This window comes from Streptomyces sp. MUSC 14, from assembly GCF_001866675.1.
GTDB lineage: Bacteria > Actinomycetota > Actinomycetes > Streptomycetales > Streptomycetaceae > Streptomyces.
In genome coordinates, this window is sequence record NZ_MLYN01000045.1 from 1 (window position 1) to 20,489 (window position 20,489).

Consider the following 20,489-nt stretch of genomic DNA (forward strand, 5'->3'; position numbering starts at 1 on the left):
GCCGGTGGACGGCTCGGCCCGCCCACCCGGGGTCCTCCCCCCGGCTCCGGCCCCGCCCCCCGGGCCCCGGGTCTTGTCGGACCGCCGGGCTTCGCTGCCCTCCCCGGGTGCCGCCGGATCGCCGGGCCCCGCCCCCCGCCCCGCCCCTGCCGGGCCCTGCCCCCGGGTCTTGCCGAACCGCCGGGGTTCGCTGCCCTCCCGGGTGCCGCTGGATCGCTGGCCCGCCCACCGGGGCCTGCCGAACCGCCCAGCCCTGTTGGACCGTTGGGCGCCGCCGGGGCGCCGGTTCGAGCCGGGCCGCCGCGTCTTGCTGGACCGCTGGTCCGGCAGTGGACGGTATGTCCTCATGCCACCGGAGCCTGTGCCGTCCGCTCCGGTGGCCACTGCTCGTGCCAGCGCAGTTCGGATTCCAACTGGGCGGCGAGGGAGACCAGTCGGGGCTCGCTGCCGGCCGGGCCGAGGAGCTGGGCGCCGACCGGCAGGCCGCCGTCCACGAAGCCGGCGGGCACGTTCACGCCCGGCCAGCCGAGCACGTTCCACGGCCAGGCGTACGGGCAGGCGGCGATCATCGCGCGGTCCAGGGCCGTCCCGCCCAGCCGGTGCAGGGCGCCGACCAGGGGCGGGGGAGCGGCCGTCGTCGGCGCGAGGATCACGTCGTACGAGGCGAAGAACCGGCCGATCCGCCGGTGCAGCAACGGCTCCGCGCGCCGGGCGGCCCGCAGCGGGACCCCGCCGAGCAGCCGGCCCAACCGGGCCGCGTCGCGGGTGCGCGGGTCGAGCAGCGCCGGGTCGGGGGCCTCGCGGACCCGCTCGGCGATCCCGGCGGTGGCGCGCGGCAGGAAGGCCAGCCCGATCTGCCCGTACGGCGGATCCGCCTCCTCGACCTCGTGTCCCAACGCCGCCAGCCGGTCCGCGAGTTGGACGATCCGGGTGCGGATCTGCGGGTGCAGCCGGGCCGGCAGTGCGGTGAACGGCGGCTTCAGGGACAGCGCGACACGCAGTCGGCCGGGGTCGCGGCCGACGGCGTCCGCCACCGTGAGGGCCGCCGGCCGGTGCGGGTCCCGGGGGTGGTTGCCGCTCGCCGCGTCCAGCAGGAGGGCCGCGTCGGCGACCGTGCGGGCGAGGGTGCCGTTGACCGTGATCCCGTGGAAGGACTCGCCGCGCGGCCAGGTCGAGATGCGGCCGCGCTGCGGTTTGATGCCGATGAGATGGGTCCAGGATGCCGGTATGCGGACCGACCCCGCCCCGTCGGAGCCGAGCGAGGCGGGCACGAGCCCGGCGGCGACGGCGGCGGCCGAACCTCCGGAGGAACCGCCGGGGGTGTGCCCGGTGTGCCACGGGTTGCGGGTGTCCCCGAACGCCGGCCCCTCGGTGAACGGCCACTGACCCAGCTCGCAGGTGTTGGTCTTGCCGACGATCACCGCACCGGCCGCGCGCAGCCGCCGTACCGCCTCGGCGTCCGCGGCGGCCGGCGGGAAGTCGCCGCGGCAGCCGAAGGCGGTCGGCTCGTCCGCCACGTCCATGTCGTCCTTCACCGCCACCGGCACCCCGAGCAGCGGGCGCCGCGTTCCGGCCGCCAACTCCCGGTCCGCGGCGTCGGCTTCGGCGAGCGCCGCCTCGGCCCGTACGATCCGGAACGCGTTCAGCGTCCCCTGCGTGGCCTCGATCCGCGCCAGCGTCCTTTCCACCAGCGCGTGTGAGGTCACCTCCCCGCCGGCGAGCGCACGGCGCGTCTCCACGAGGCCAGTGGCGCGGTCGGGCGTCATGGGCAGCACCTCCGGGAGGCTCCGGGCACGATGTCTACCGAACGGTAACCTCAAGTCCCGGACTTCCACAGCGATTTCACCCCGGAAAGTGGTCGGCGGCCGCGTCCGCCCGCAGGCGTCGCCGGGCCGACGCGTCCGCCACCCGCGCTCCTCTCTTCCTGTCTCGCCTGTCCCGCGCCGTCGCCGTCAGGTGCCGGAGCAGCCCCAGCCCGGCCAGCAGCGCGACGAGACCGCACACCCCCGGCCAGCCGCACCACGCGTACGCCCGGGTGCCGAGCCAGGAGCCGAGGGTGCCGCCGAGGTAGGCGCAGGTCATGTAGGCGGTGTTGAGGCGGCTGCGGACGTCGGCGTCGAGGGCGTAGATCCGCACCGTGTTGGCGACCATGCCGGACTGCATGCCGACGTCCAGCAGCAGGCTGCCCGCCACGAGGGCGGGCAGCCCGGTGCCGCCGCCGAAGGCGCCCGGGACGAGGACCACCGCGGCGAGGACGACCAGCACGAAGCAGACCAGGTTCACCGCGTCGGCGCCCCGCCGGTCCACCAGCCGGCCCGCGAAGGGAGTCACCAGCATGGTCACCGCGTTGACCAGCGCGAGCAGCCCGACCGCGTCCGCCCCGAACCCGTACACCGGCCCGGTCAGCAGCAGTGCCACCCCGGTCCACACGGCGGAGAACCCGGCGAACACCGTCGCCTGGCAGAAGGACGAGCGGCGCAGGGCGGGTTCGGTGCGCAGCAGGCGGACGGGCTCGGCCAGCAGGTGCCGGTAGCGCTGCCGCGACGGCGGGGTCAGTCGCGGCAGCGCCCGGGACAGCGGCAGCGCGACCGCCAGCGTGAGGACGGCCGCGAGGACGTAGGGCGCCCGCCAGCCCAGCCGGTCGCCGAGGGCGCCGCCGGCCGTGCGGGACAGCAGCATCCCGGCCAGGGACCCGCTCAGCAGCGTGCCGCCCACCACGCCCCGCCGCTCGGGCGGGACCAGCCCGGCCGCCAGCGGTCCGGCCAGCGGAGCGACCACCGTGGCCGCGCCCACCAGCACGCTCGCCGCGAGCAGTGGCGGCAGTGCGGGCGCGGCGGCCGCGGCGGTGAGCCCGAGACCGGTCACGGTGAGCAGGGTGACCAGCAGCGGGCGCGGTGGCAGCCGGTCGCCGAGCGGCACGAGCAGGAAGATGCCGGCCGCGTAGCCGAACTGGGTCGCCGTCACCACCCCGGCCGCCGCGCCCGGCGTGACGCCGAGGCCCGCCGCCGCGAGCGGGACGACGGCCTGCGGGAAGTAGACGTTGCCGACCGCGACCCCGCAGGCCAGGGCCAGCACCACGACGAGCCGGGAGGTCCCGGACGCGGTCGCGCTACGCTGCTCGGAGTGGAGATTCGTCATGGCGTGAAGTCCACGGCATGCGGCGGCAGTCGGCGAACGATGTAGACGGGGGCTAAATGATCAGCTTCCGGCTCGGGGTCGACGACCTCGCCGACACCCGGTTCGCGATCTCCCCGCTCGGCGAGCTGATGGAGAGCCTGCGCGTGCTGCGCGCGCCCGCCCTGCACCCCCTGCACGGCCGCTGGCGCCGGACCGTGCTCACCGAACTCACTCCCGCCGACCTGCCGTTGCTGTCCGCCCTCGTCGGCCCCACTCTCGCCCTGCCCGACTTCCTGACACCCCGGCCCCCCGTCCACGCGCCCACGCTGGCCGAGGAGTTGGCGGTCGTACGGGCCACACCTCCGGACGTCGTACGGCGCGACCTGCTCGCCGCGCACGCCCCGCGCCCGTTGCCCGCCGCACTGCGGTGGGCCGGCGCACCCGGTGACGCCCCGGTCCTCGAACTCCTCGCCCGCATCGTCGAGTTGCTTCTCCGCTACTGGCACACGGCCCTGCTGCCGTACTGGCCGCGGATCCGGCTCGTCCTGGAGGCCGACATCACGCACCGCGCGGGACAGCTGGCCACCGGCGGCGCCCGGTCGCTCTTCGCCGGCCTGCACCCGAACCTCGGCTGGCGCGGCGGCGTGCTCAGCGTCGACAAGATGATCGGCCGGCACGCGGTCGACGGCGCCGGGCGCGGGCTGCGGCTGATCCCGTCGGTGTTCGCACACAAGCCGGCGCCCCCGATCAGCGCCGAGGCCCCGCCGATGCTCGCCTACCCCGGCCGGGGCACGGCGACCCTGTGGGAACCGGAGCCCGCCCCCGACGCCTCCGCGCTGACCGCGCTGCTCGGCGCGCCCCGCACCACCCTGCTGCGGCTGCTCGCCGAACCGCTGCCCACCGTCGAACTGGCCCGCCGCCTCGGCGTGACGCCGAGCGCCGTCTCCCAGCACCTGCGGATCCTGGCCGCCACGGGCCTGGTGACCCGCGCCCGGGACGGCCGCCGGGTGCTGTACCGGCGCAGCGCGTCGGCCGAACGGCTGGTCGCGGGCCACCCCTCGTTCCCGGCGCGCGCGTAGGGGGCCGGAGCGTACTCCGGCCCCCTCGGGGTGCGCCCCTTACGGGTGACGGTGGCCTCAGGCGGCCGCGGCCTCGCCCACGTTGCCGTGCAGACGGGCGACGACCTCGGTCAGCTGGGCGGCGACCTCGGCGTCGTCCACCGGGTGGGTCTCGGCGAACCGGGTCACGGAGCCCGGGATGGACAGCTTGATGTCCTCGATCACCTTGCCGCCGGCGATGCCCACGGCCTTGCGGGTGTCGTCCTGCGCCCACACGCCGCCGTACTGGCCGAAGGCGGTGCCGATCACGGCGACGGGCTTGCCGCCGAAGGCGCCGGCGCCGTACGGGCGCGACAGCCAGTCGATGGCGTTCTTCAGCACGGCGGGGATGGTGCCGTTGTACTCGGGCGAGAAGAGCAGGAAGGCGTCGGCGGACCGGGCGGCCTCGCGCAGCTTCGCGGCAGCGGCCGGGACACCGCCCTCGACGTCGACGTCCTCGTTGTAGAAGGGGACGTCGGCCAGGCCTTCGAAGAGCACGACCTCGGCGCCCTCGGGAGCGAGCTTGACGGCTGCCTCGGCGAGCTGGCGGTTGTGCGAACCGGCGCGGAGGCTGCCGACGAGCGCGAGGATACGAACAGACATGGGAACTCCAAGGGGCTGAAACATCGCTGTTACGATCCGGACCGAGGTCCGTTTAATTGTCTACCACTCCAAGCGGACCGCGGTCCAGTTTTCTTCCCGATGCTTTACGCTGGCTTCATGTCCGCCGCCCTGCCGCCCTTCCCGACGCCCGAGGAGCCCCTCGACGCTCCTCAGTTGCTTCAGGTCGCGCCCTCCCCCGAGGAGCCGTGCCTGCGTGCCGACGCGGCCCGCAACCGCGCCCGGCTGCTGGAGGCCGCGGCCCGGCTGATCGCCGAGCACGGCGTGGCCGGCGTCACCATGGAGGCCGTCGCCGCGGCGGCCCAGGTGGGCAAGGGCACGGTGTTCCGCCGCTTCGGCGACCGTACGGGACTGCTGATGGCCCTGCTCGACCACTCGGACCGGCAGCTCCAGGCCGACTTCCTGGGCGGGCCCCCGCCGCTGGGCCCCGGGGCGCCGCCCCTGGACCGGCTGCGCGCGTTCGGTGTGGCGGTGCTCTACCGCTCCGCCGAGCAGCTCGACCTCCAGCTGGCCGCCCAGCCGGAGCCCACCCGGCGCTTCTCGCACCCGGCGATCGGGGCGCGGCGCACGCACATCGCGATGCTGCTGCGGCAGATCGTGCCGGACGCCGACTGCGATCTGCTGTCCCAGACGCTGCTGGCCTCGCTCGACCCGGCGCTGATCCACCATCAGCACCGCCAGCGCGGCATGCCCATGGCGCGGCTGGAGGCCGGCTGGACCGATCTGGTGGCCCGGGTGACCCGCACCGAACCGCCGCCCTGCTGACGGCCTCTCGGGAGCCGTGCGCGAACGCTCAGGAGTGCTGGGCGAACAGATCGAGCAGCCCCTGCGGGGCGTCGGCGCGGAACAGCAGGTCGCCGCCCTGGGCCGACTCCCGCGCGGACACCTCGGCGCGCCGGAACATCCGGTCCTCGTGACGCGCCAGCGCCGCCTCCCGGTCACCGGGGTGCGCGACCAGCGCGAGGCCCAGCTCGGCGCCGTCGATCAGCGCCAGGTTGGCGCCCTCGCCCGCGAACGGCGACATCAGATGCGCCGCGTCCCCGAGCAGGGTGACCCCGGGAGTCCGCTCCCAGCGGTGCCCGACCGGCAGCGCGTGGATCCGCCGGGGCACCAGTGGCCCGTCCGCGTCGGCGACCAGGGCCCGCAGCCGCTCGTCCCAGCCGTCGAACTCCTTCAGCACGGCCGCCTTCGCCGCCTCCGGGTCGCCGAAGTCGATGCCGTCCAGCCAGTCCTCCGGCGCCTCGACTGCCGTGTAGACGTGCAGACTGCCGTCGCTCTCGCGGTGCGCGAGGAAACCCCGGCCCGCGCCGAGCGCGAAGAGCATGCCCCCGCCGACCACCGCCGCGCTCGCCGGGTGCCGCAGGTCCGCCTCCCTCAGGTCCGCCTCGACGAACGACACACCCGTGTACGCGGGCCGGGCGGGGGAGAGCAGCGGGCGGATCCGGGACCAGGCACCGTCCGCGCCGACCAGCAGGTCCGTGGTGAACGCCGTGCCGTCGGCCAGCGTCACCTCGTGCCGGCCGCCGCCCAGGGGGCGCGCCCCGGTGACCTTGGCACCCCAGCGGACCGTGCCCTCGGGCAGCGAGCCGAGCAGCAGCGCGCGCAGCTCACCCCGGTCGATCTCGGGCCGGCCGCCGGTGCCGTCGTCGGACCCGGCCAGCCGGACCGTGCCGTACCGGTCGAGCACCCGCACGGCCTGGCCGCCGGGGTGGACCCGCCGCAGGAACTCCTCGTGCAGCCCGGCGGCGCGCAGCGCCTCCTGGCCGGAGTCGTCGTGGATGTCGAGCATGCCGCCCTGGGTCCGTGCGCCCGCCGAGGCGTCCAGGTCGAACAGGGCGGCCTCGACGCCGTGCACCCGCAGCACCCGCGCGAGCACGAGCCCCCCGAGCCCCGCACCGACGACCGCGACGGGGTGGTGGGGGAGGGGAGGAGGAAGCGGGGAAGGAAGGCGGGAAGAGCTGGTCATGGTGGCTCCTGGTGGGTGGTGCGTCAGTCGGGTACCGACGTCCGCTCGATGCCGTTGATCAGGGTCTGGAAGGCCCACGACAGGCGGGCCTCGGGGGTGCCGGACAGCAGGGCGCCGGCGCTCTCGGCGATGCGCGGGCGGGTGTCGGCGGGTGACTCGCGCAGCGCGCGGGACAGCGCCTGCCAGTCGGCCGGGGACTCCTCCCCGGCGTGCTCCGCGGCGGTCGCGGTGGCGTGCTGGAGCAGCAGGTCGACGCCCCATGCCGCCTGCGCGCGCGGCACCCCGCCCTCGTGGAGCAGCTCCAGCAGGGTCTCGATGAGCCGCAGATAGTGCGGGCCGCTCGGGCGCGCGGTCAGCGCCGAGCGGGCGATGCTCGGATGTTCCATGAGCATCGCCGTGTATGCGGTGAGCACCTGCTCCAGCCGCTGGCGCCAGTCGCCCGCGGCCGGGGCGGGCCCGACCGTGCCGAGCAGCTCGTCCAGGACGGCCGCGTGCAGCTCGTCGGTGTTGCGGACGTACACGTACAGCGAGGCCGGGCCGGTGTCCAGCTCCTGTGCGAGCCGCCGCATGGTCACCTTGCGCAGCCCCTCCGTGCGCAGGATCGCGACGGCGGCGGTGACGATGCCCTCCCGGGTGAGGGCGGGCTTGGCGGGACGCTCGCGACGGGAGCGGGGTGAGCGCGGGGGGCCGGGGGAGTCGGGGGCGGTCATGGATGCAGCGTAACGAACATGTTCGGTGCGAACAAGTTCGTGGCGAACATGTTCGTCCGTACATGCCGCGTTCCGGGCTGCCTCGTGCGAGATTCCGGACCGCACGGGATTTCGTCGAACGATGAACCACGTCGCCCCGCCCGATCCCGGCCCCCCGCGCCTCTGCCAAGATGCGGTCTGTCATGGTGCAGATACCGAACACGCCCACGAGCGCCGACGTCGCCCGCCTGGCCGGAGTCTCCCGCGCGACCGTGTCCTATGTCCTCAACAACACCAGTGCCGTACGGATCAGCGAGCCGACGCGCCGGCGCGTCCACGAGGCCGCACGGGAACTGGGATACGTGCCCCACGCCGCCGCCCGCAGCCTGCGCGCCGGGCACAGCCGGATGGTCCTGATGCCCGCCCCCGCGATCCCGGCGGGCCCTCTCTACAGCGGGTTCCTCAACGAACTCCAGCAGGCGCTCGGCCGCCTCGACTACACCGTCGTGCAGTACGGCACGGACGGCTCACGCGGCGACGAAGCCGCCCGCGCCTGGGCCGAGTTGCGGCCGGTCGCCGTCCTGGTGCCCGGCGCGGAACTGGGGCCGCAGGGGGTGCAGGTCCTCAAGCGCTCCGGCGCCCGGGCCGTAGTCACGCTCGGCCCCGTGCGCGTCGACGGAGCGCACGCCCTGCTGATGGACCACGACGCGGTCGGCCACTGCGCGGGCGCCCATCTGCACGCCGTCGGCCGGCGCCGGATCGGGGTCGTGGTGCCGCGGGAGGCCGGCCTGGAGTTCTACTCGCGGCCCCGGCTCGCCGGCGTGCGCGAGGCCCTGTGCGGCACGGACGCGGTCGCGACCGAACTGCCGCTCGCGTACACGGAGGCGTCCGCCGCCCGACTCGCCGCACAGTGGCGGGAGTCGGGGCTCGACGCCGTGTTCGCCTACAACGACGAGTACGCGATGCTGCTGATGCGCGCCCTGCAGGACGAGGGGCTCCGTGTCCCCGAGGACGTGGCCGTGATCGGCGCCGACGATCTGATGCTCGGCCGGCTGCTGCGCCCCCGCCTCAGTACGGTCCACGTGGATCTGCCGTCCGGTCGTGACCTGGCGGAACTGGTCGACCGGGCGGTGCGCGATCCCGGTGGCCGGCCGGAGGTGCGTACGGTGCTGGGGGCCTCGGTCGTCCGGCGGGAGTCCACCTGACGTCCGCGCGACCGGGGCCCCGGCTCGTACAGCCGTACTCTCGCCGCCGACTACCGCATCACTGCGCGCCGCCCTGCTGGGCGGCCACGCTCTTGCGGACCTCGTCCATGTCCAGCTTCCGGGCCTGCCCGATGACGTCCGTCAGGGCGGCCTCGGGCAGGGCGCCCGGCTGCGCGAACACGGCGATCCTGTCCCGGACGATCATCAGCGTCGGGATCGACCGGATGTCGAAGGCCTGCGCCAGCTCCGGCTGTGCCTCGGTGTCCACCTTGCCGAAGACCAGGTCGGGATTGGCCTCGGCGGCCTTCTCGTAGACCGGTGCGAACTGCCGGCACGGCCCGCACCAGGACGCCCAGAAGTCGATGAGAACGAACTCGTTCTCGGAGACCGTCTGGTCGAAGTTGTCCTTGGTCAGCTCCACGGTGCTGCTCATGGTGTGCATCCCTACTTCCCGGTGTGGGGGTTGTGCCGTCGGCGCAAACACGGCCGTCAGGCCGCCTATTCCACAGGCGTACGCCTGTGTTCCGCGCGCGTACCCATGTGGCCGCAGCGCACACCACCCGCCAGACTGACCGCATGACGGAAACGGAATCCATCGCGTACGACGTCGTGGTGCTCGGGGCCGGACCCGTGGGGGAGAACGTGGCCGACCGCACCCGTGCGGCCGGGCTCGCCACCGCGATCGTCGAGAGCGAGCTGGTCGGCGGAGAGTGCTCGTACTGGGCCTGTATGCCCAGCAAGGCCCTGCTCAGGCCCGTGATCGCGCAGGCGGACGCGCGCCGCCTGCCCGGCCTCGACCGGGCGGTCCAGGGCCCGCTCGACACCCCCGCGGTCCTCGCCCGCCGCGACGACTTCACCTCCCACTGGAAGGACGACGGCCAGGTCGCCTGGGTCGAGGGCATCGGCGCCGACCTGTACCGCGGCCACGGCCGGCTCGCCGGCCCCCGGACGGTCACCGTGACCGCGCCGTCCGGCGCGGTCACCACCCTCACCGCCCGGCACGCCGTCGCCGTCGCCACCGGCACCCGTGCCCAACTGCCCGGCCTGCCAGGACTCGCCGAGGTCAGGCCCTGGACCAGCCGGGAGGCGACCAGCGCCGAGGCGGCGCCCGGCCGGCTGATCGTCGTCGGCGGCGGCGTGGTCGCCACCGAGATGGCCACCGCCTGGCAGGCACTCGGTTCCCGGGTCACCCTCCTCGTCCGGGGCAAGGGCCTGCTGAACCGGATGGAGCCCTTCGCCGGGGAACTGGTCGCCGAGGCGCTCACCGACGCGGGCGTCGACGTCCGCACCGGCACGTCCGTGGCGTCCGTGACCCGGGAGAACGGCACGGTCGTGGCGGTCACCGCCGCGGGCGACCGGCTGACGGCCGACGAGATCCTCTTCGCCACCGGCCGGGTCCCGCACACCGACGACATCGGCCTCGACACCGTCGGCCTGGCCCCCGGCTCGTGGCTGGACGCGGACGACAGCCTGCGCGTCACCGGCACCGACTGGCTGTACGCCGTCGGCGACGTCAACCACCGCGCCCTCCTCACCCACCAGGGCAAGTACCAGGCCCGCATCGCCGGCGCCGCCATCGCGGCCCGCGCCGCGGGCCGCCCCGTCCGGGAGGAGGCGTGGGGCGCGCACGCCGCCACCGCCGACCATCACGCCGTTCCCCAGGTCGTCTTCACCGACCCGGAGGCGGCCGCGGTCGGCCTCTCCCTCGCCGAGGCGGAAGCGGCCGGCCACCGTGTCCGCGCCGTCGACGTCGCGTTCTCCTCGGTCGCCGGAGCGGGTCTGTACGGCGACGGCTACACGGGCCGCGCCCGCATGGTCGTCGACCTGGACGACGAGACCTTGCGCGGCGTCACGTTCGTCGGCCCCGGCGTCGGCGAACTCATCCACTCCGCGACGGTCGCCGTCGCCGGCCAGGTCCCGGTCGGCCGGCTGTGGCACGCGGTCCCCTCGTACCCGACCCTGAGCGAGGTGTGGCTGCGGCTGCTGGAGGCGTACCGCGACAACTGACCGCCGGGCGGGCGGAGTCCGGGGCAATCGGCGCCGGGGTCTACGGCAGGTCGAAGCCGAGGGCCTCGGCCGCCGCCCGCGGTGCCGGCTGGGCCCACAGGGCCGCGGCGGCCTCGTTCGTGGACAGCGAGCGCAGTTCGGCGCGGTCCAGGTAGAGGGTGCCGTCGAGGTGGTCCGTCTCGTGCTGGACGATGCGGGCCGGCCAGCCGGTGAACTCCTCGTCCAGGGCGCGGCCCTGCTCGTCCTGGCCGCGCAGCCGTACCGCGGCGTGCCGGGCCACCACCGCCTGCCAGCCCGGCACGCTCAGGCAGCCCTCGAAGAACGCGGCGCGCGCGTCGCCGACGGGCTCGTACACCGGGTTGACCAGGACCCGGAACGGCTGCGGGACGCGGCCCCGGACCACGGCCACCTCCTCGGGCACCGGGGCGGGGTCTTCGAGCACCGCGATCCGCAGCTCCACGCCGACCTGCGGCGCGGCGAGACCGACCCCGGGCGCGGCGTGCATGGTCAGGCGCAGGGCCTCGACGAAGCGGGCCAGCAGGGCGGGGCCGAGCTGACCGTCGTACGGCACGGCGGCGCGCCGCAGCACGGGCTGTCCGGCGGCGACGATGGGCAAGGGGCCGCCGGCGGCGAGGAGTTCCTCGACCCGTTCGGCGAGCGGCGCGTGATCAGGGGAGGGTGCCATCGCGTCAGGATGCCATGCCGCCTGGCCGGCGGCGGACCGGCACCGCGGGCCGAGGGCCCGGTCCCGGTCCGGAACCGGGCCCCAGGCCCGCCGTTCACTCCTGCGGGAAGTCGCCCGCGAGCGCCGAGGCGATCCGCAGGTGCGGCTCCGCCTCCGCGTGCCGGGCCTGGCGCTGGAGCGTGCGGCCCAGCAGTAGCCGGGCGTACCGCTCCACCGGGTCACGCTCGACGACGGCCAGCAACTCGGCTTCGGCGCGGCGCAGTTGGGCCGAGTGGTAGTAGGCGCGGGCCAGCAGCAGCCGGGGCCCCGTCTGCTCCGGCACCTGCTCGACCAGCCCGGTCAGCACCCGTGCCGCACCCGCGTAGTCCTTGGCGTCGAAGAACTGCCGCGCACGCTCCCAGCGCTCGGCGGGCGTGCCGTGGTCGTAGTACGTGGTCTTCACTCGCGTCTCCACTGTGACCTCCTTCGACGGCCTCAACGGAACGCGTTCGTTCAATATTCCACTAGTCGTTCCGGGCGTCCGGGGCGGCCGGCTCCACGTCGGAGATGCCCGCGTAGATCCGCGCGGCGACCGGCGCGGTCGCGGCGGAGACCGCGGCGTACGGCTCCCGTCCGGCGTCGGTGGCGCGCGCCTGGGACGGCTCCTCGGCGGACACCGGGCCGGCGGCCGTCAGCGCCTCCAGTGTGCGCGGCGGGTCGGCCTCGGTGACCTTCACCGCGCCCACGACCTCGGCAACGAGTCCGGCCCGCTCGACCGGCCCGTCGGCCGCGACGGCGAGCCGGAGGGCGACGGACTGCAGGAAGCCGATGCCGTGCCGGGCGAGGGCGCGCTCCAGGACGGCGCGGGCGGCGTAGCGGGCGAGGGCGATGGCGCGGGGGTGCAGGGGCGGTCATGACTGCTCCGTCTCGTGATCGGTGGTGCCGAACGGGTCGAGCGGTGCGTCGAGCAGGGTGGTCAGCTCGCGGGTGAACTCGCGGGCGCGCGGGCTGCCCGGTCCGCCGGGCGGTGCCGGCAACTGCCCCAGCAGCCCCTGGACGACGTCGATCGCCCGCCCGGTGACCTCGCCGCCCCCGCTCGGTCAGTGCGAGCTGGACGGCGCGCGGGTCGGCGGGGTCCCGGGTGTGCTCCGGCAGACCGGCCGACTCCAGACCGCGGGCCGGCTTGGAGGCGTAGAGCGCCTCCGGCCCGGTGTGATCGGCGAGCCTGCGCTGGCTGGGGCGCAGACCGGAGCGGTGCATGCCGTACAGGGAGGCGGCCAGGGAGTACTGCGATGAGAAATGCAGTACATGGCTACCGTGCACATGACTGCTGTTTTCTCGGCTTCCCGGGACGCGCTCACCCCGTCAGGACCGGCCCGCCGCGGACGGGCCGCGGGGTTAGGGTCGCCGGCATGACCGACAACTCCCTGCGCTCCGTCACCGTCGAGCGCACCAGCACCGGCCACTTCGTGGCGACGAACGCCCGCGGCGGCTCCGTCTCCTTCGGTACCGGCGCCGCCGGGGACACCGAGTTCACCCCGGTCGAGCTGCTCCTCGCGGCGCTCGGCGGCTGCACCGCGGTCGACGTGGACACCGCGACCACCCGGCACGCGGAGCCCTCGTCGTTCACCGTCGCCGTGCGGGGCACCAAGGTCGACGACGACCTCGGCAACCGCCTCACCGACCTCGCGGTGACCTTCCGCGTCACGTTCCCCGACGGCGAGGGCGCCGAACGGGCGCGGGCCATCCTGCCCCGGGCCGTCAAGACCTCCCACGACCGGCTCTGCACGGTCAGCCGCACGGTGGAGACGGGGACACCGGTGACGGCGACGATCGCGGACGCCTGACGCCGTGTAACACCGAGACGCTCCGACATCTCCCCAATTTCCGGGTATTCCGGACCGTTTGCTGCGACAGTATGTCGGCCTCGTGGCGGGAGCGGCCGAAGCCTGGCTTTCTCCGCAAGGTACGGACCAAAGTGATGATCACGCCTTGGGGAGGTGCTGCGGATGGTCCGCTCTGTGCTGCGCAAAGCAGCAGGCTGGGTACTGATGATCGTGGTCGCGACCAACGCCACGTTCTTCCTGGCCAGTTGGTTCCTGGACCCCCGGTCCAACTTCAAGGAGTTGCGGCCTGTCCGCAGCGAGGACCAGATCGACCGGGCCCTCGCGCCGTACGGCCTCGACCCGCGGGTCCCGGTGGTGCACCGCTGGTGGGACTGGCTCACCTCGGTGGTCCTCCACTTCGACTGGGGCACGTCACCCACCGGCGTATCCGTCAACGGCGAGGTGGGCTACCGGGCGCTCATCAGCGCGGAGTTGGTCCTCGTCGCGACCATCCTGTCCGTCGTCGTCGGCGTCGCGCTCGGCGTCTACACCGCGGCCCGGCAGTACGGCTTCGCCGACCGGGTCTCGCAGGCGGTGTCCATCGTGGTGCTCAACGTGCCGGCGTCCGTGGCCGCGCTCGCGGTGGTCTTCGTCGCGATCTGGCTCAACCAGCACGCCGGACTGCACTTCCTCTACGTCGCCGGGGAGAACTCACCCGACGTCACCGGAACACTCGCGGTCATCGGCGACCGCCTGCTGCATCTGATCCTGCCGACCCTGACCCTGACCCTGATGGGGTACGTCGGCTACCACCTGACCCAGCGCTCCCTGCTCCTCGACACCCTTGACGCCGACTTCGTCCGCACCGCCCGGGCCACCGGGCTCACCCGCGGCCAGGCGATCCGCCGGCACGCGCTGCGGGCCGCGCTCATCCCGACGGCGGCCTCCGTGGCGTTCAGCATCCCCGCGATCTTCACCGGCGCCGTCATCACCGAGACGGTCTTCGGCTGGAACGGCATGGGCCGCTACTTCATCCAGACCATCGCCAAGAACGACGTGCACGGCGCGGTCGCGACGGCGGCCTTCGCCGCGGCCCTCACCGCGATCGGCGCGATCCTCGCGGACATCGCCACGGTCTTCCTCGACCCGAGAGTGAGAGTGAGCTGACGTGGCCCACCCCGCGCCCGAGCGGCCCGAGTTGGGCCTCGGCCGGCTCTATCTGCGCCGCTTCGCACGCAACCGCCCCGCCGTCGCCGGTGTCGTGATCTTCCTGCTGCTGGTGCTGTTCAGTGCCTTCGGCGGCCGGTTCACCTCCTACGCCTCCACCGACGCCGACTTCACCGCGCTCACCCGGCCGCCGGGTGCCGCGCACTGGTTCGGCACCAACCAGGGCGGCAACGACATCTACGCCTGCGCCGTGCACGGGCTCCAGCGCTCCCTGGTGATCGCGGTGAGCGTGTCCGTGCTGACGATCGTCGTCGCCGCACTCGTCGGCGCCGGCGCCGCCTACGCCGGCGGCCGCGTCGAGCGGGCGACCCTCGCCCTCGTCCACTTCCTGCTGATCGTCCCGTCGTTCCTCGTCCTCGCCCTGGTCTCGCACCGGCTCGCCGGCGACTGGCGGGTCCTGATCGTCGTCCTGACCGTGTTCGGCTGGATGCCGACCGCGCGGGTGATCTGGTCCGTCTCGACCTCGCTGCGCGAACGGGACTACGTGACGGCGGCGCGCTTCATGGGCGTCGGCCCGCTCCGCATCGTCCTGCGCCACATCATCCCCAACCTGGGCTCCCTGCTGATCGTCAACCTCACCCTGGGCGTCGTGACGACCGTGCTCAGCGAAACCGCCCTGTCGTTCCTCGGGTTCGGCGTGCAGACCCCGGACGTCTCCCTCGGCACGATGCTCGCGGACGGAGCGGGCACCGTCACCAGCGCCCCCTGGCTGTTCGCCTTCCCCGCGGGACTGGTCGTCCTGCTCACCGTGTCGATGACGCTCATCGGCGACGGACTGCGCGACGCCCTCGACCCCACGTCCGTGACCGGCTCGGCGGGAGGCCGACGATGACCCTCGCGACCCCCGCGCCCGGCCCCGCGGCCACGAGCGCGCCCACCCCCGTGCTCTCCGTGCGGGACCTGCGGATCTCCTTCCCCTCCGAGGCCGGCCCCGTCGAGGCGGTACGCGGCATCGGTTTCGACCTGCTGCCCGGCCGCACCCTGTGCATCGTCGGCGAGTCCGGCTCCGGCAAGTCGGCCACCGCCACGGGCGTCATGGGCCTGCTGCCGCCCTCCGCCGATGTCAGCGGCCGGGTGCTGCTGGAGGGCCGGAACCTGATCGGCCTCGACGACCGCGAACTGTCCCGCGTCCGCGGCAGATCCATCGGCATGGTCTTCCAGGACCCCCTCTCCGCGCTCACCCCGATCTTCTCCGTGGGCCGACAGCTCTCCGACGCCCTGCGCGTCCACCAGGACCTGACCCGGCGCGCCGCCTGGGAACAGGCCGTCGAACTCCTCGACCTCGTCGGCATCCCCGACCCGCGCGGCCGCGCCGCCGCCTTCCCGCACGAGTTCTCCGGCGGCATGCGCCAGCGCGTGGTCATCGCCCTGGCGATCGCCAACCGGCCGTCCGTGCTCGTCGCCGACGAGCCCACCACCGCGCTCGACGTCACCGTCCAGGCGCAGATCCTCGACGTCCTGCGCCGGGCGCAGCGCGAGACCGGCGCCGGACTCGTCCTCATCACCCACGACCTCGGGGTCGTCGCGGGCCACGCGGACGACGTCGCCGTCATGTACGCGGGCCGGTTCGTGGAACACGCGGGCGTCGACGAGTTGTTCCGCCGGCCGACGATGCCGTACACCGCGCGGCTGCTCGCCGCCGTACCGACCGTGGACGGCGGCGAGCGCCGGCCTCTCGTGCCCATCGGCGGGGAACCGCCCTCCCTGGCCGGCCTGCCGGCCGGCTGCCCCTTCGCGAGCCGCTGCGCCGTCGCCCTCGACGCCTGCCGCACCGACGAGCCCGGGCTGCGCGACGTCGCCGGGCACGGGCAGGTGGCCTGTCTGCGGGCCGGGGAGATCGCCGCCGGCACCCTCGACCCGGCGGGCGGCGCCGCACCGGCCGACGACCGGGTGCCCGCGGCCCGGGCCACGGCCGGTGAGGTGGTGCTGCGCGTCGAGGACCTCGTGAAGACCTTCCCGGTGACCAGGGGCGCCGTCCTCAAGCGCCGGACCGGCACGCTGCACGCCGTCAACGGCGTCGGCTTCGAGCTGCGGGCCGGCGAAACCCTGGGCCTCGTGGGAGAGTCCGGCAGCGGCAAGACGACGACCCTCATGGAGATCCTGCGGATGCGGCGGCCCGAAGGCGGCCGGATCGAGATCGCCGGCACCGACGTCGCCACACTCGCCCCGGGGGAGCGCGCCCGCGCGCTGCGACAGGACGTCCAGATCGTCATGCAGGACCCGCTCGGCGCCCTGGACCCGCGCATGCCGGTCTTCCAGCTGCTCGCCGAACCGCTGCGGGCCGCCGGCCGGGACCGCGCCTCGATCCGCGCCCGGGTGCGCGAACTGCTGGCCCTGGTCGGCCTGGACGACACGGCGGGCGCCCGCTTCCCGGCCGCGCTCTCCGGCGGCCAGCGCCAACGCGTCGGCATCGCCCGCGCCCTGGCGACGGAGCCGAAGCTGCTCGCCCTGGACGAACCGCTGTCCGCCCTGGACGTCTCCGTACAGGCCGGGGTGATCAACCTGCTGGCCCGCCTCAAGGCCGAACTCGGCCTCGCCTACCTCGTGGTCGCGCACGACCTGGCCGTGATCCGGTACGTCTGCGACCGCATCGCGGTGATGTACCTCGGCCACATCGTCGAGACCGGCGAGACCGAGGCGGTCTTCGCCGACCCCCGGCACCCCTACACCCGGGCGCTGCTGTCCGCGGTCCCGGTGCCCGACCCGGCGCGGGAGCGCACCCGCGAACGCATCGTGCTGGAGGGCGAACAGCCCGGTGCCGCCCGGCTGCCCGCCGGCTGCGTCTTCGCCGACCGCTGCCCGCTGTACCGCAGCGCCGGCGACACCGTGCGCCGGCGCTGCCGCACCGAGCGCCCCGAGCCCGCCCCCGTGCCCGGCCGCCCCGGCCACCGGTACGCCTGCCACGCGGTCTGACCGGCCCCGTCCTCAGGACCGCAGGCCCTCCGCACTCCCCGCCGACCCAGAAGGAACCATCCGCCATGCGCGCACGACTGGCCCTGCCCGCAGCTCTCCTCACCGCGATCTCCGTCACCGCCACCGCGTGCCAGTCCTCGTCCGGCACGGGCGCCACGGGCTCGGACGCGAAGGACACCCCGGCGGCGGCCTCGGGTGCCGCCGACTACAACCCCACGCCGTACGACCGGATCGAGGACGGCGGCACCTACACCTCCGCCGGGACCTTCGACGACCAGGGCAACCCGTTCAACGTCAACGCGACCCTGACCGCGAGCCGGGTGTGGTCCTGGTACAACGCCGACGCGATCACCTACTCGCCCACCGGCGACGTGCAGTACAACCCCGACTACTTCAGCGATGTGAAGGTGTCCGTCGAGGGCGGCGACCAGACGGTCACGCTGACCATCAACCCCAAGGCCGTCTTCAACGACGGCACCCCGATCGACTGGACCGCGATCAGGGCCACCTGGCAGGCCAACAACGGCTCGGACAAGGCCTACGCCGCGAACTCCACCGACGGCTACGACCGCATCACCTCCGTCGAGAAGGGCAAGGACGCCAAGCAGGCCGTGCTCACCTTCAAGGGCGTCTACCCCGCCTGGTCCAGCCTGTTCACGACGTTCCTGCACCCCAAGGCCGCCACGGTCGGGAACTTCGACAAGGCCTACGTCAAGAAGGCCCACCCGGAGTGGGGCGCGGGACCGTACACGGTCGGCTCCTGGGACACCCACTCGGGGAACCTCACCTTCGTCCGCAACCCCAGGTGGTGGGGCAGGAAGGGCAAGCTCGACAAGCGCGTCTACGTCAACCTGGAGTCGACCGCCGCGGTCAACGCCTTCAAGAACGGCCAGCTCGACTCCGTGCCCGCCGTCGACGCCGAGAGCCTCCAGCAGGTCAAGGGCGTCAAGGGCACCGAGATCCGCCGCGGCGGCAGCCCCTTCGAGTACTCCCTCTACCTCAACACCAAGTCCCCCGTGCTCGCGGACAAGACCGTGCGCAAGGCCGTCGAGGAGAGCGTCGACCGCGCCCAGATCGCGAAGATCCAGTTCCAGGGCCTCGACTACCAGGAGCCGCTGCCCGGTTCGGCCGTGCTGTACAGCTTCCAGAAGGGCTATCAGGACAACGTCTCGGCCGTGCTGGCATACGCGCCGGACGCGGCGCGGAAGGAACTCGACGCGGCGGGCTGGAAGCCCGGGAGCGACGGCATCCGCGCCAGGAACGGCAGGAAACTGGAGATCGGCTACACGCTCCTCGGCGACGACCCCCTGGGCAAGGCCACGGCCGGTGCCCTCGCCGCGATGCTGAAGCAGGCCGGCATCCGGCTCGTCATCGACAAGGCAGACGAGGCCGACTTCGCCGGCATCCTCAGCGGGCGCAAGTTCGACCTGTTCCTCTCCGGCAACCGCTCCATGGACCCGTTCGGCGCCCGCTACCTGTGCGACTTCTACTGCTCGGACCGCGACTCCAACATCACCGGCGCCGGCACGCCCGCGCTGGACAAGGAGATCCGCGCGACCGGCCGCATCGCCGACCGCGACCGGCAGATCACGGCGGCCGACAAGGCCGAGCGCGAGGCCCTGCGGCAGTACGCCTTCCTCCCGCTGTACAGCGGCCCCTCGACCTACGCCGTCAAGAAGGGCCTCGCCAACGTCGGCGCGACCATCTTCTACAACCCGCTTCCGGAGACGGTGGGTTGGGAGAAGTGACCTCAGGGGCGCGATCATCCGTGGGGAGGATGTAAGGGCGGAACACTCCCGATGAGGATGTCCGGGTCATGTTCGTCCGTCACGGAAGGGACATCCCTTGCGCATCCCCCGGTTATTCGCCACCGCCCTGGCCACCACGCTGCTGCTGACCGTCGCGGCGCCGGTCGCGTCCGCCGCCGCGAGACCGGCCGCCGCACCGGCCGCGTCCTCCGCGCCGGACCCGGCCGCGCTCGGCCGGGCCCTCGGCGCGGTGCACGACGCGGGCATGTACGGCATCTACTCCTCCGTGCGCGACGGCGCCGACCGGTGGGCCGGGGCGTCCGGGGTGGCCGACGTGGACACGGGCCGCCCGGCGCGCCCGGACCTGCGGCAGCGGATCGGCAGCATCAGCAAGACGTTCGCCGCCGTGGCCGTCCTCCAGCAGGTCGAGCGCGGCCGGATCCGCCTCGACGCGCCCATCGGCGACTACCTGCCGGACCTGATCCCGGGGGAGCGCGGCCGCGAGATCACCGTCCGCATGCTGCTCGACCACACCAGCGGCATCGGCGACTTCGTCCTGAGCGCCTTCCCCTCGCTCGAACAGGGGTCGGCCGCCAGCCTCGACGAGGACCGCTTCCGTGCCGTCGCGCCCGAGGAACTGGTCCGGCTCGGACTGGCCGCGCGCGCCACCGGCCGGCCCGGCGAGAAGTGGTCGTACTCCAACACCAACTACGTCATCGCCGGACTGCTGCTCGCCAAGGTCACCGGTCAGGACCCCGAGGCGTACATCACCCGCCACGTCATCGACCGGGCGGGACTGCGGCACACCTCCTACCCGCGCTCCGCGTACATCGAGGGCCCGCACGCCCGCATGTACGAGAGCTTCTACGGCCTGATCGACCCGCCCCGCGACTACAGCGTCTACGACATGTCCTGGGCCTACACGGCCGGCGCGGTCGTCTCCACCACCGACGACCTGAACCGGTTCTACCGCGCCCTGCTGGGCGGGCGGCTCGTCGGACCCGACGCTCTGCGGCAGATGCGGACCACGGTCCCGGCGGGCGGCGGCATGAACTACGGACTCGGCATCTACTCCGTCGACGTGCCAGGCTGCGGCCGCTTCTGGGGGCACGACGGCGTGGTCTTCGGCGCCGGCACCATCGCCCTGTCCAGCCCCGACGGCAGCCGCCAGGTGGCCGCGGGCTGGAACCTCACGAAGTACGAGCGCCTCGACTCCGCCGGCACCGGCTTCGAACCGAGCCCGATCGACGACGCCCTGAACCGCTACGTCGTCACGGCCCTGTGCCCGTCGGCGACACCGGCCTCGGAACGCGCGGCGACCACCTCGCTGCGGCGGATCCTGACCGGCACGGGCACGGACCTCTCGCCGGCCCCCTGGGCCGCGGTCCTGCGCTGACGGAGGGGCAGCG

Annotated in this window: 19 protein-coding genes and 1 pseudogene; 10 read left to right on the plus strand and 10 right to left on the minus strand. The window is 74.0% G+C overall.

Annotated elements, in window-relative coordinates:
• Positions 1-344: 344 nt before the first annotated feature.
• Together BIV25_RS27540 and BIV25_RS27545 are read right to left on the minus strand one after the other, a co-directional pair.
• The gene (locus BIV25_RS27540; RefSeq protein WP_071375140.1) at positions 345-1,766 is read right to left on the minus strand and encodes an amidase; all 1,422 of its coding nucleotides are present in this window, start codon (positions 1,764-1,766) and stop codon (positions 345-347) included.
• A 76-nt stretch (positions 1,767-1,842) separates the two neighbouring features.
• Positions 1,843-3,138, minus strand: coding sequence for an MFS transporter (locus BIV25_RS27545; protein ID WP_071375141.1), 1,296 nt, complete (start codon positions 3,136-3,138; stop codon positions 1,843-1,845).
• A 56-nt stretch (positions 3,139-3,194) separates the two neighbouring features.
• Between BIV25_RS27545 and BIV25_RS27550 the strand changes: the two genes are divergently transcribed.
• Positions 3,195-4,196, plus strand: coding sequence for a metalloregulator ArsR/SmtB family transcription factor (locus BIV25_RS27550; RefSeq protein ID WP_071375142.1), 1,002 nt, complete (start codon positions 3,195-3,197; stop codon positions 4,194-4,196).
• A gap of 57 nt (positions 4,197-4,253) precedes the next feature.
• On the opposite strand, the gene BIV25_RS27555 is transcribed toward BIV25_RS27550, so the two are convergent.
• Positions 4,254-4,817, minus strand: a complete 564-nt coding sequence (locus tag BIV25_RS27555; protein ID WP_071375143.1) for an NAD(P)H-dependent oxidoreductase — start codon at positions 4,815-4,817, stop codon at positions 4,254-4,256.
• Between the two features lie 99 nt (positions 4,818-4,916).
• Here BIV25_RS27555 and BIV25_RS27560 point away from each other — a divergent pair, with 99 nt between their 5' ends.
• Complete coding sequence (locus tag BIV25_RS27560) at positions 4,917-5,600, plus strand: TetR/AcrR family transcriptional regulator (protein WP_177235431.1); 684 nt, start codon at positions 4,917-4,919, stop codon at positions 5,598-5,600.
• 28 nt (positions 5,601-5,628) lie between these two features.
• On the opposite strand, the gene BIV25_RS27565 is transcribed toward BIV25_RS27560, so the two are convergent.
• Together BIV25_RS27565 and BIV25_RS27570 are read right to left on the minus strand one after the other, a co-directional pair.
• Positions 5,629-6,801: an NAD(P)/FAD-dependent oxidoreductase gene (locus BIV25_RS27565; protein ID WP_071375144.1), complete on the minus strand. Its 1,173-nt coding sequence runs from the start codon at positions 6,799-6,801 to the stop codon at positions 5,629-5,631.
• Between the two features lie 23 nt (positions 6,802-6,824).
• Positions 6,825-7,511 carry a TetR/AcrR family transcriptional regulator gene (locus BIV25_RS27570; RefSeq protein ID WP_071375145.1) on the minus strand — a complete coding sequence of 229 codons (687 nt, stop codon included), beginning with the start codon at positions 7,509-7,511 and terminating at the stop codon, positions 6,825-6,827.
• A gap of 182 nt (positions 7,512-7,693) precedes the next feature.
• Here BIV25_RS27570 and BIV25_RS27575 point away from each other — a divergent pair, with 182 nt between their 5' ends.
• Entirely contained in the window at positions 7,694-8,695 is a 1,002-nt protein-coding gene (locus tag BIV25_RS27575; protein ID WP_071375146.1) for a LacI family DNA-binding transcriptional regulator, read from the plus strand.
• Positions 8,696-8,753: 58 nt separating this feature from the next.
• Here BIV25_RS27575 and trxA read toward each other — a convergent pair whose 3' ends face one another.
• Positions 8,754-9,128, minus strand: a complete 375-nt coding sequence (gene trxA, locus BIV25_RS27580; RefSeq protein WP_071375172.1) for a thioredoxin — start codon at positions 9,126-9,128, stop codon at positions 8,754-8,756.
• A gap of 143 nt (positions 9,129-9,271) precedes the next feature.
• Here trxA and BIV25_RS27585 point away from each other — a divergent pair, with 143 nt between their 5' ends.
• Positions 9,272-10,702 carry an NAD(P)/FAD-dependent oxidoreductase gene (locus BIV25_RS27585; protein WP_071375147.1) on the plus strand — a complete coding sequence of 477 codons (1,431 nt, stop codon included), beginning with the start codon at positions 9,272-9,274 and terminating at the stop codon, positions 10,700-10,702.
• Positions 10,703-10,742: 40 nt separating this feature from the next.
• On the opposite strand, the gene BIV25_RS27590 is transcribed toward BIV25_RS27585, so the two are convergent.
• From BIV25_RS27590 to BIV25_RS27605, 4 genes and pseudogenes are all read right to left on the minus strand, one after another.
• Entirely contained in the window at positions 10,743-11,387 is a 645-nt protein-coding gene (locus tag BIV25_RS27590; RefSeq protein ID WP_071375148.1) for a peptide deformylase, read from the minus strand.
• Between the two features lie 94 nt (positions 11,388-11,481).
• A complete protein-coding gene (locus BIV25_RS27595) occupies positions 11,482-11,829 on the minus strand; it encodes a tetratricopeptide repeat protein (protein ID WP_071375149.1) in 348 nt (115 codons plus the stop codon).
• 61 nt (positions 11,830-11,890) lie between these two features.
• Entirely contained in the window at positions 11,891-12,103 is a 213-nt protein-coding gene (locus BIV25_RS27600) for a hypothetical protein (protein ID WP_143076709.1), read from the minus strand.
• Between the two features lie 174 nt (positions 12,104-12,277).
• Positions 12,278-12,659: pseudogene (locus BIV25_RS27605) on the minus strand (MarR family transcriptional regulator); the annotation flags it as partial.
• A 119-nt stretch (positions 12,660-12,778) separates the two neighbouring features.
• On the opposite strand from BIV25_RS27605, the gene BIV25_RS27610 reads away from it, so the two are divergent.
• The 6 genes from BIV25_RS27610 (at position 12,779) to BIV25_RS27635 (ending at position 20,476) form a co-directional block, all read left to right on the plus strand.
• Positions 12,779-13,213, plus strand: a complete 435-nt coding sequence (locus BIV25_RS27610; protein ID WP_071375151.1) for an OsmC family protein — start codon at positions 12,779-12,781, stop codon at positions 13,211-13,213.
• Between the two features lie 162 nt (positions 13,214-13,375).
• Positions 13,376-14,359 carry an ABC transporter permease gene (locus BIV25_RS27615; RefSeq protein ID WP_071375152.1) on the plus strand — a complete coding sequence of 328 codons (984 nt, stop codon included), beginning with the start codon at positions 13,376-13,378 and terminating at the stop codon, positions 14,357-14,359.
• 1 nt (position 14,360) lies between these two features.
• Positions 14,361-15,251, plus strand: coding sequence for an ABC transporter permease (locus BIV25_RS27620; protein WP_256256115.1), 891 nt, complete (start codon positions 14,361-14,363; stop codon positions 15,249-15,251).
• Entirely contained in the window at positions 15,248-17,332 is a 2,085-nt protein-coding gene (locus tag BIV25_RS27625; RefSeq protein ID WP_071375153.1) for an ABC transporter ATP-binding protein, read from the plus strand. Before BIV25_RS27620 ends, BIV25_RS27625 begins: the two co-directional genes overlap by 4 nt.
• 65 nt (positions 17,333-17,397) lie before the next feature.
• On the plus strand, positions 17,398-19,080 hold the full coding sequence (locus BIV25_RS27630) for an ABC transporter family substrate-binding protein (protein ID WP_177235433.1): 1,683 nt from the start codon (positions 17,398-17,400) through the stop codon (positions 19,078-19,080).
• Between the two features lie 97 nt (positions 19,081-19,177).
• Positions 19,178-20,476 carry a serine hydrolase gene (locus BIV25_RS27635; RefSeq protein ID WP_071375154.1) on the plus strand — a complete coding sequence of 433 codons (1,299 nt, stop codon included), beginning with the start codon at positions 19,178-19,180 and terminating at the stop codon, positions 20,474-20,476.
• Positions 20,477-20,489 lie beyond the last annotated feature (13 nt).

What these genes read in the sequence shown, in the direction of transcription:
- BIV25_RS27540 (WP_071375140.1), bottom strand. Translation starts at nt 1,766, where the DNA reads ATGACGCCCGACCGCGCCACTGGCCTCGTGGAGACGCGCCGTGCGCTC.
- BIV25_RS27545 (WP_071375141.1), bottom strand. Translation starts at nt 3,138, where the DNA reads ATGACGAATCTCCACTCCGAGCAGCGTAGCGCGACCGCGTCCGGGACC.
- BIV25_RS27550 (WP_071375142.1), top strand. Translation starts at nt 3,195, where the DNA reads ATGATCAGCTTCCGGCTCGGGGTCGACGACCTCGCCGACACCCGGTTC.
- BIV25_RS27555 (WP_071375143.1), bottom strand. Translation starts at nt 4,817, where the DNA reads ATGTCTGTTCGTATCCTCGCGCTCGTCGGCAGCCTCCGCGCCGGTTCG.
- BIV25_RS27560 (WP_177235431.1), top strand. Translation starts at nt 4,917, where the DNA reads ATGCTTTACGCTGGCTTCATGTCCGCCGCCCTGCCGCCCTTCCCGACG.
- BIV25_RS27565 (WP_071375144.1), bottom strand. Translation starts at nt 6,801, where the DNA reads ATGACCAGCTCTTCCCGCCTTCCTTCCCCGCTTCCTCCTCCCCTCCCC.
- BIV25_RS27570 (WP_071375145.1), bottom strand. Translation starts at nt 7,511, where the DNA reads ATGACCGCCCCCGACTCCCCCGGCCCCCCGCGCTCACCCCGCTCCCGT.
- BIV25_RS27575 (WP_071375146.1), top strand. Translation starts at nt 7,694, where the DNA reads ATGGTGCAGATACCGAACACGCCCACGAGCGCCGACGTCGCCCGCCTG.
- trxA (WP_071375172.1), bottom strand. Translation starts at nt 9,128, where the DNA reads ATGAGCAGCACCGTGGAGCTGACCAAGGACAACTTCGACCAGACGGTC.
- BIV25_RS27585 (WP_071375147.1), top strand. Translation starts at nt 9,272, where the DNA reads ATGACGGAAACGGAATCCATCGCGTACGACGTCGTGGTGCTCGGGGCC.
- BIV25_RS27590 (WP_071375148.1), bottom strand. Translation starts at nt 11,387, where the DNA reads ATGGCACCCTCCCCTGATCACGCGCCGCTCGCCGAACGGGTCGAGGAA.
- BIV25_RS27610 (WP_071375151.1), top strand. Translation starts at nt 12,779, where the DNA reads ATGACCGACAACTCCCTGCGCTCCGTCACCGTCGAGCGCACCAGCACC.
- BIV25_RS27615 (WP_071375152.1), top strand. Translation starts at nt 13,376, where the DNA reads ATGGTCCGCTCTGTGCTGCGCAAAGCAGCAGGCTGGGTACTGATGATC.
- BIV25_RS27625 (WP_071375153.1), top strand. Translation starts at nt 15,248, where the DNA reads ATGACCCTCGCGACCCCCGCGCCCGGCCCCGCGGCCACGAGCGCGCCC.
- BIV25_RS27630 (WP_177235433.1), top strand. Translation starts at nt 17,398, where the DNA reads ATGCGCGCACGACTGGCCCTGCCCGCAGCTCTCCTCACCGCGATCTCC.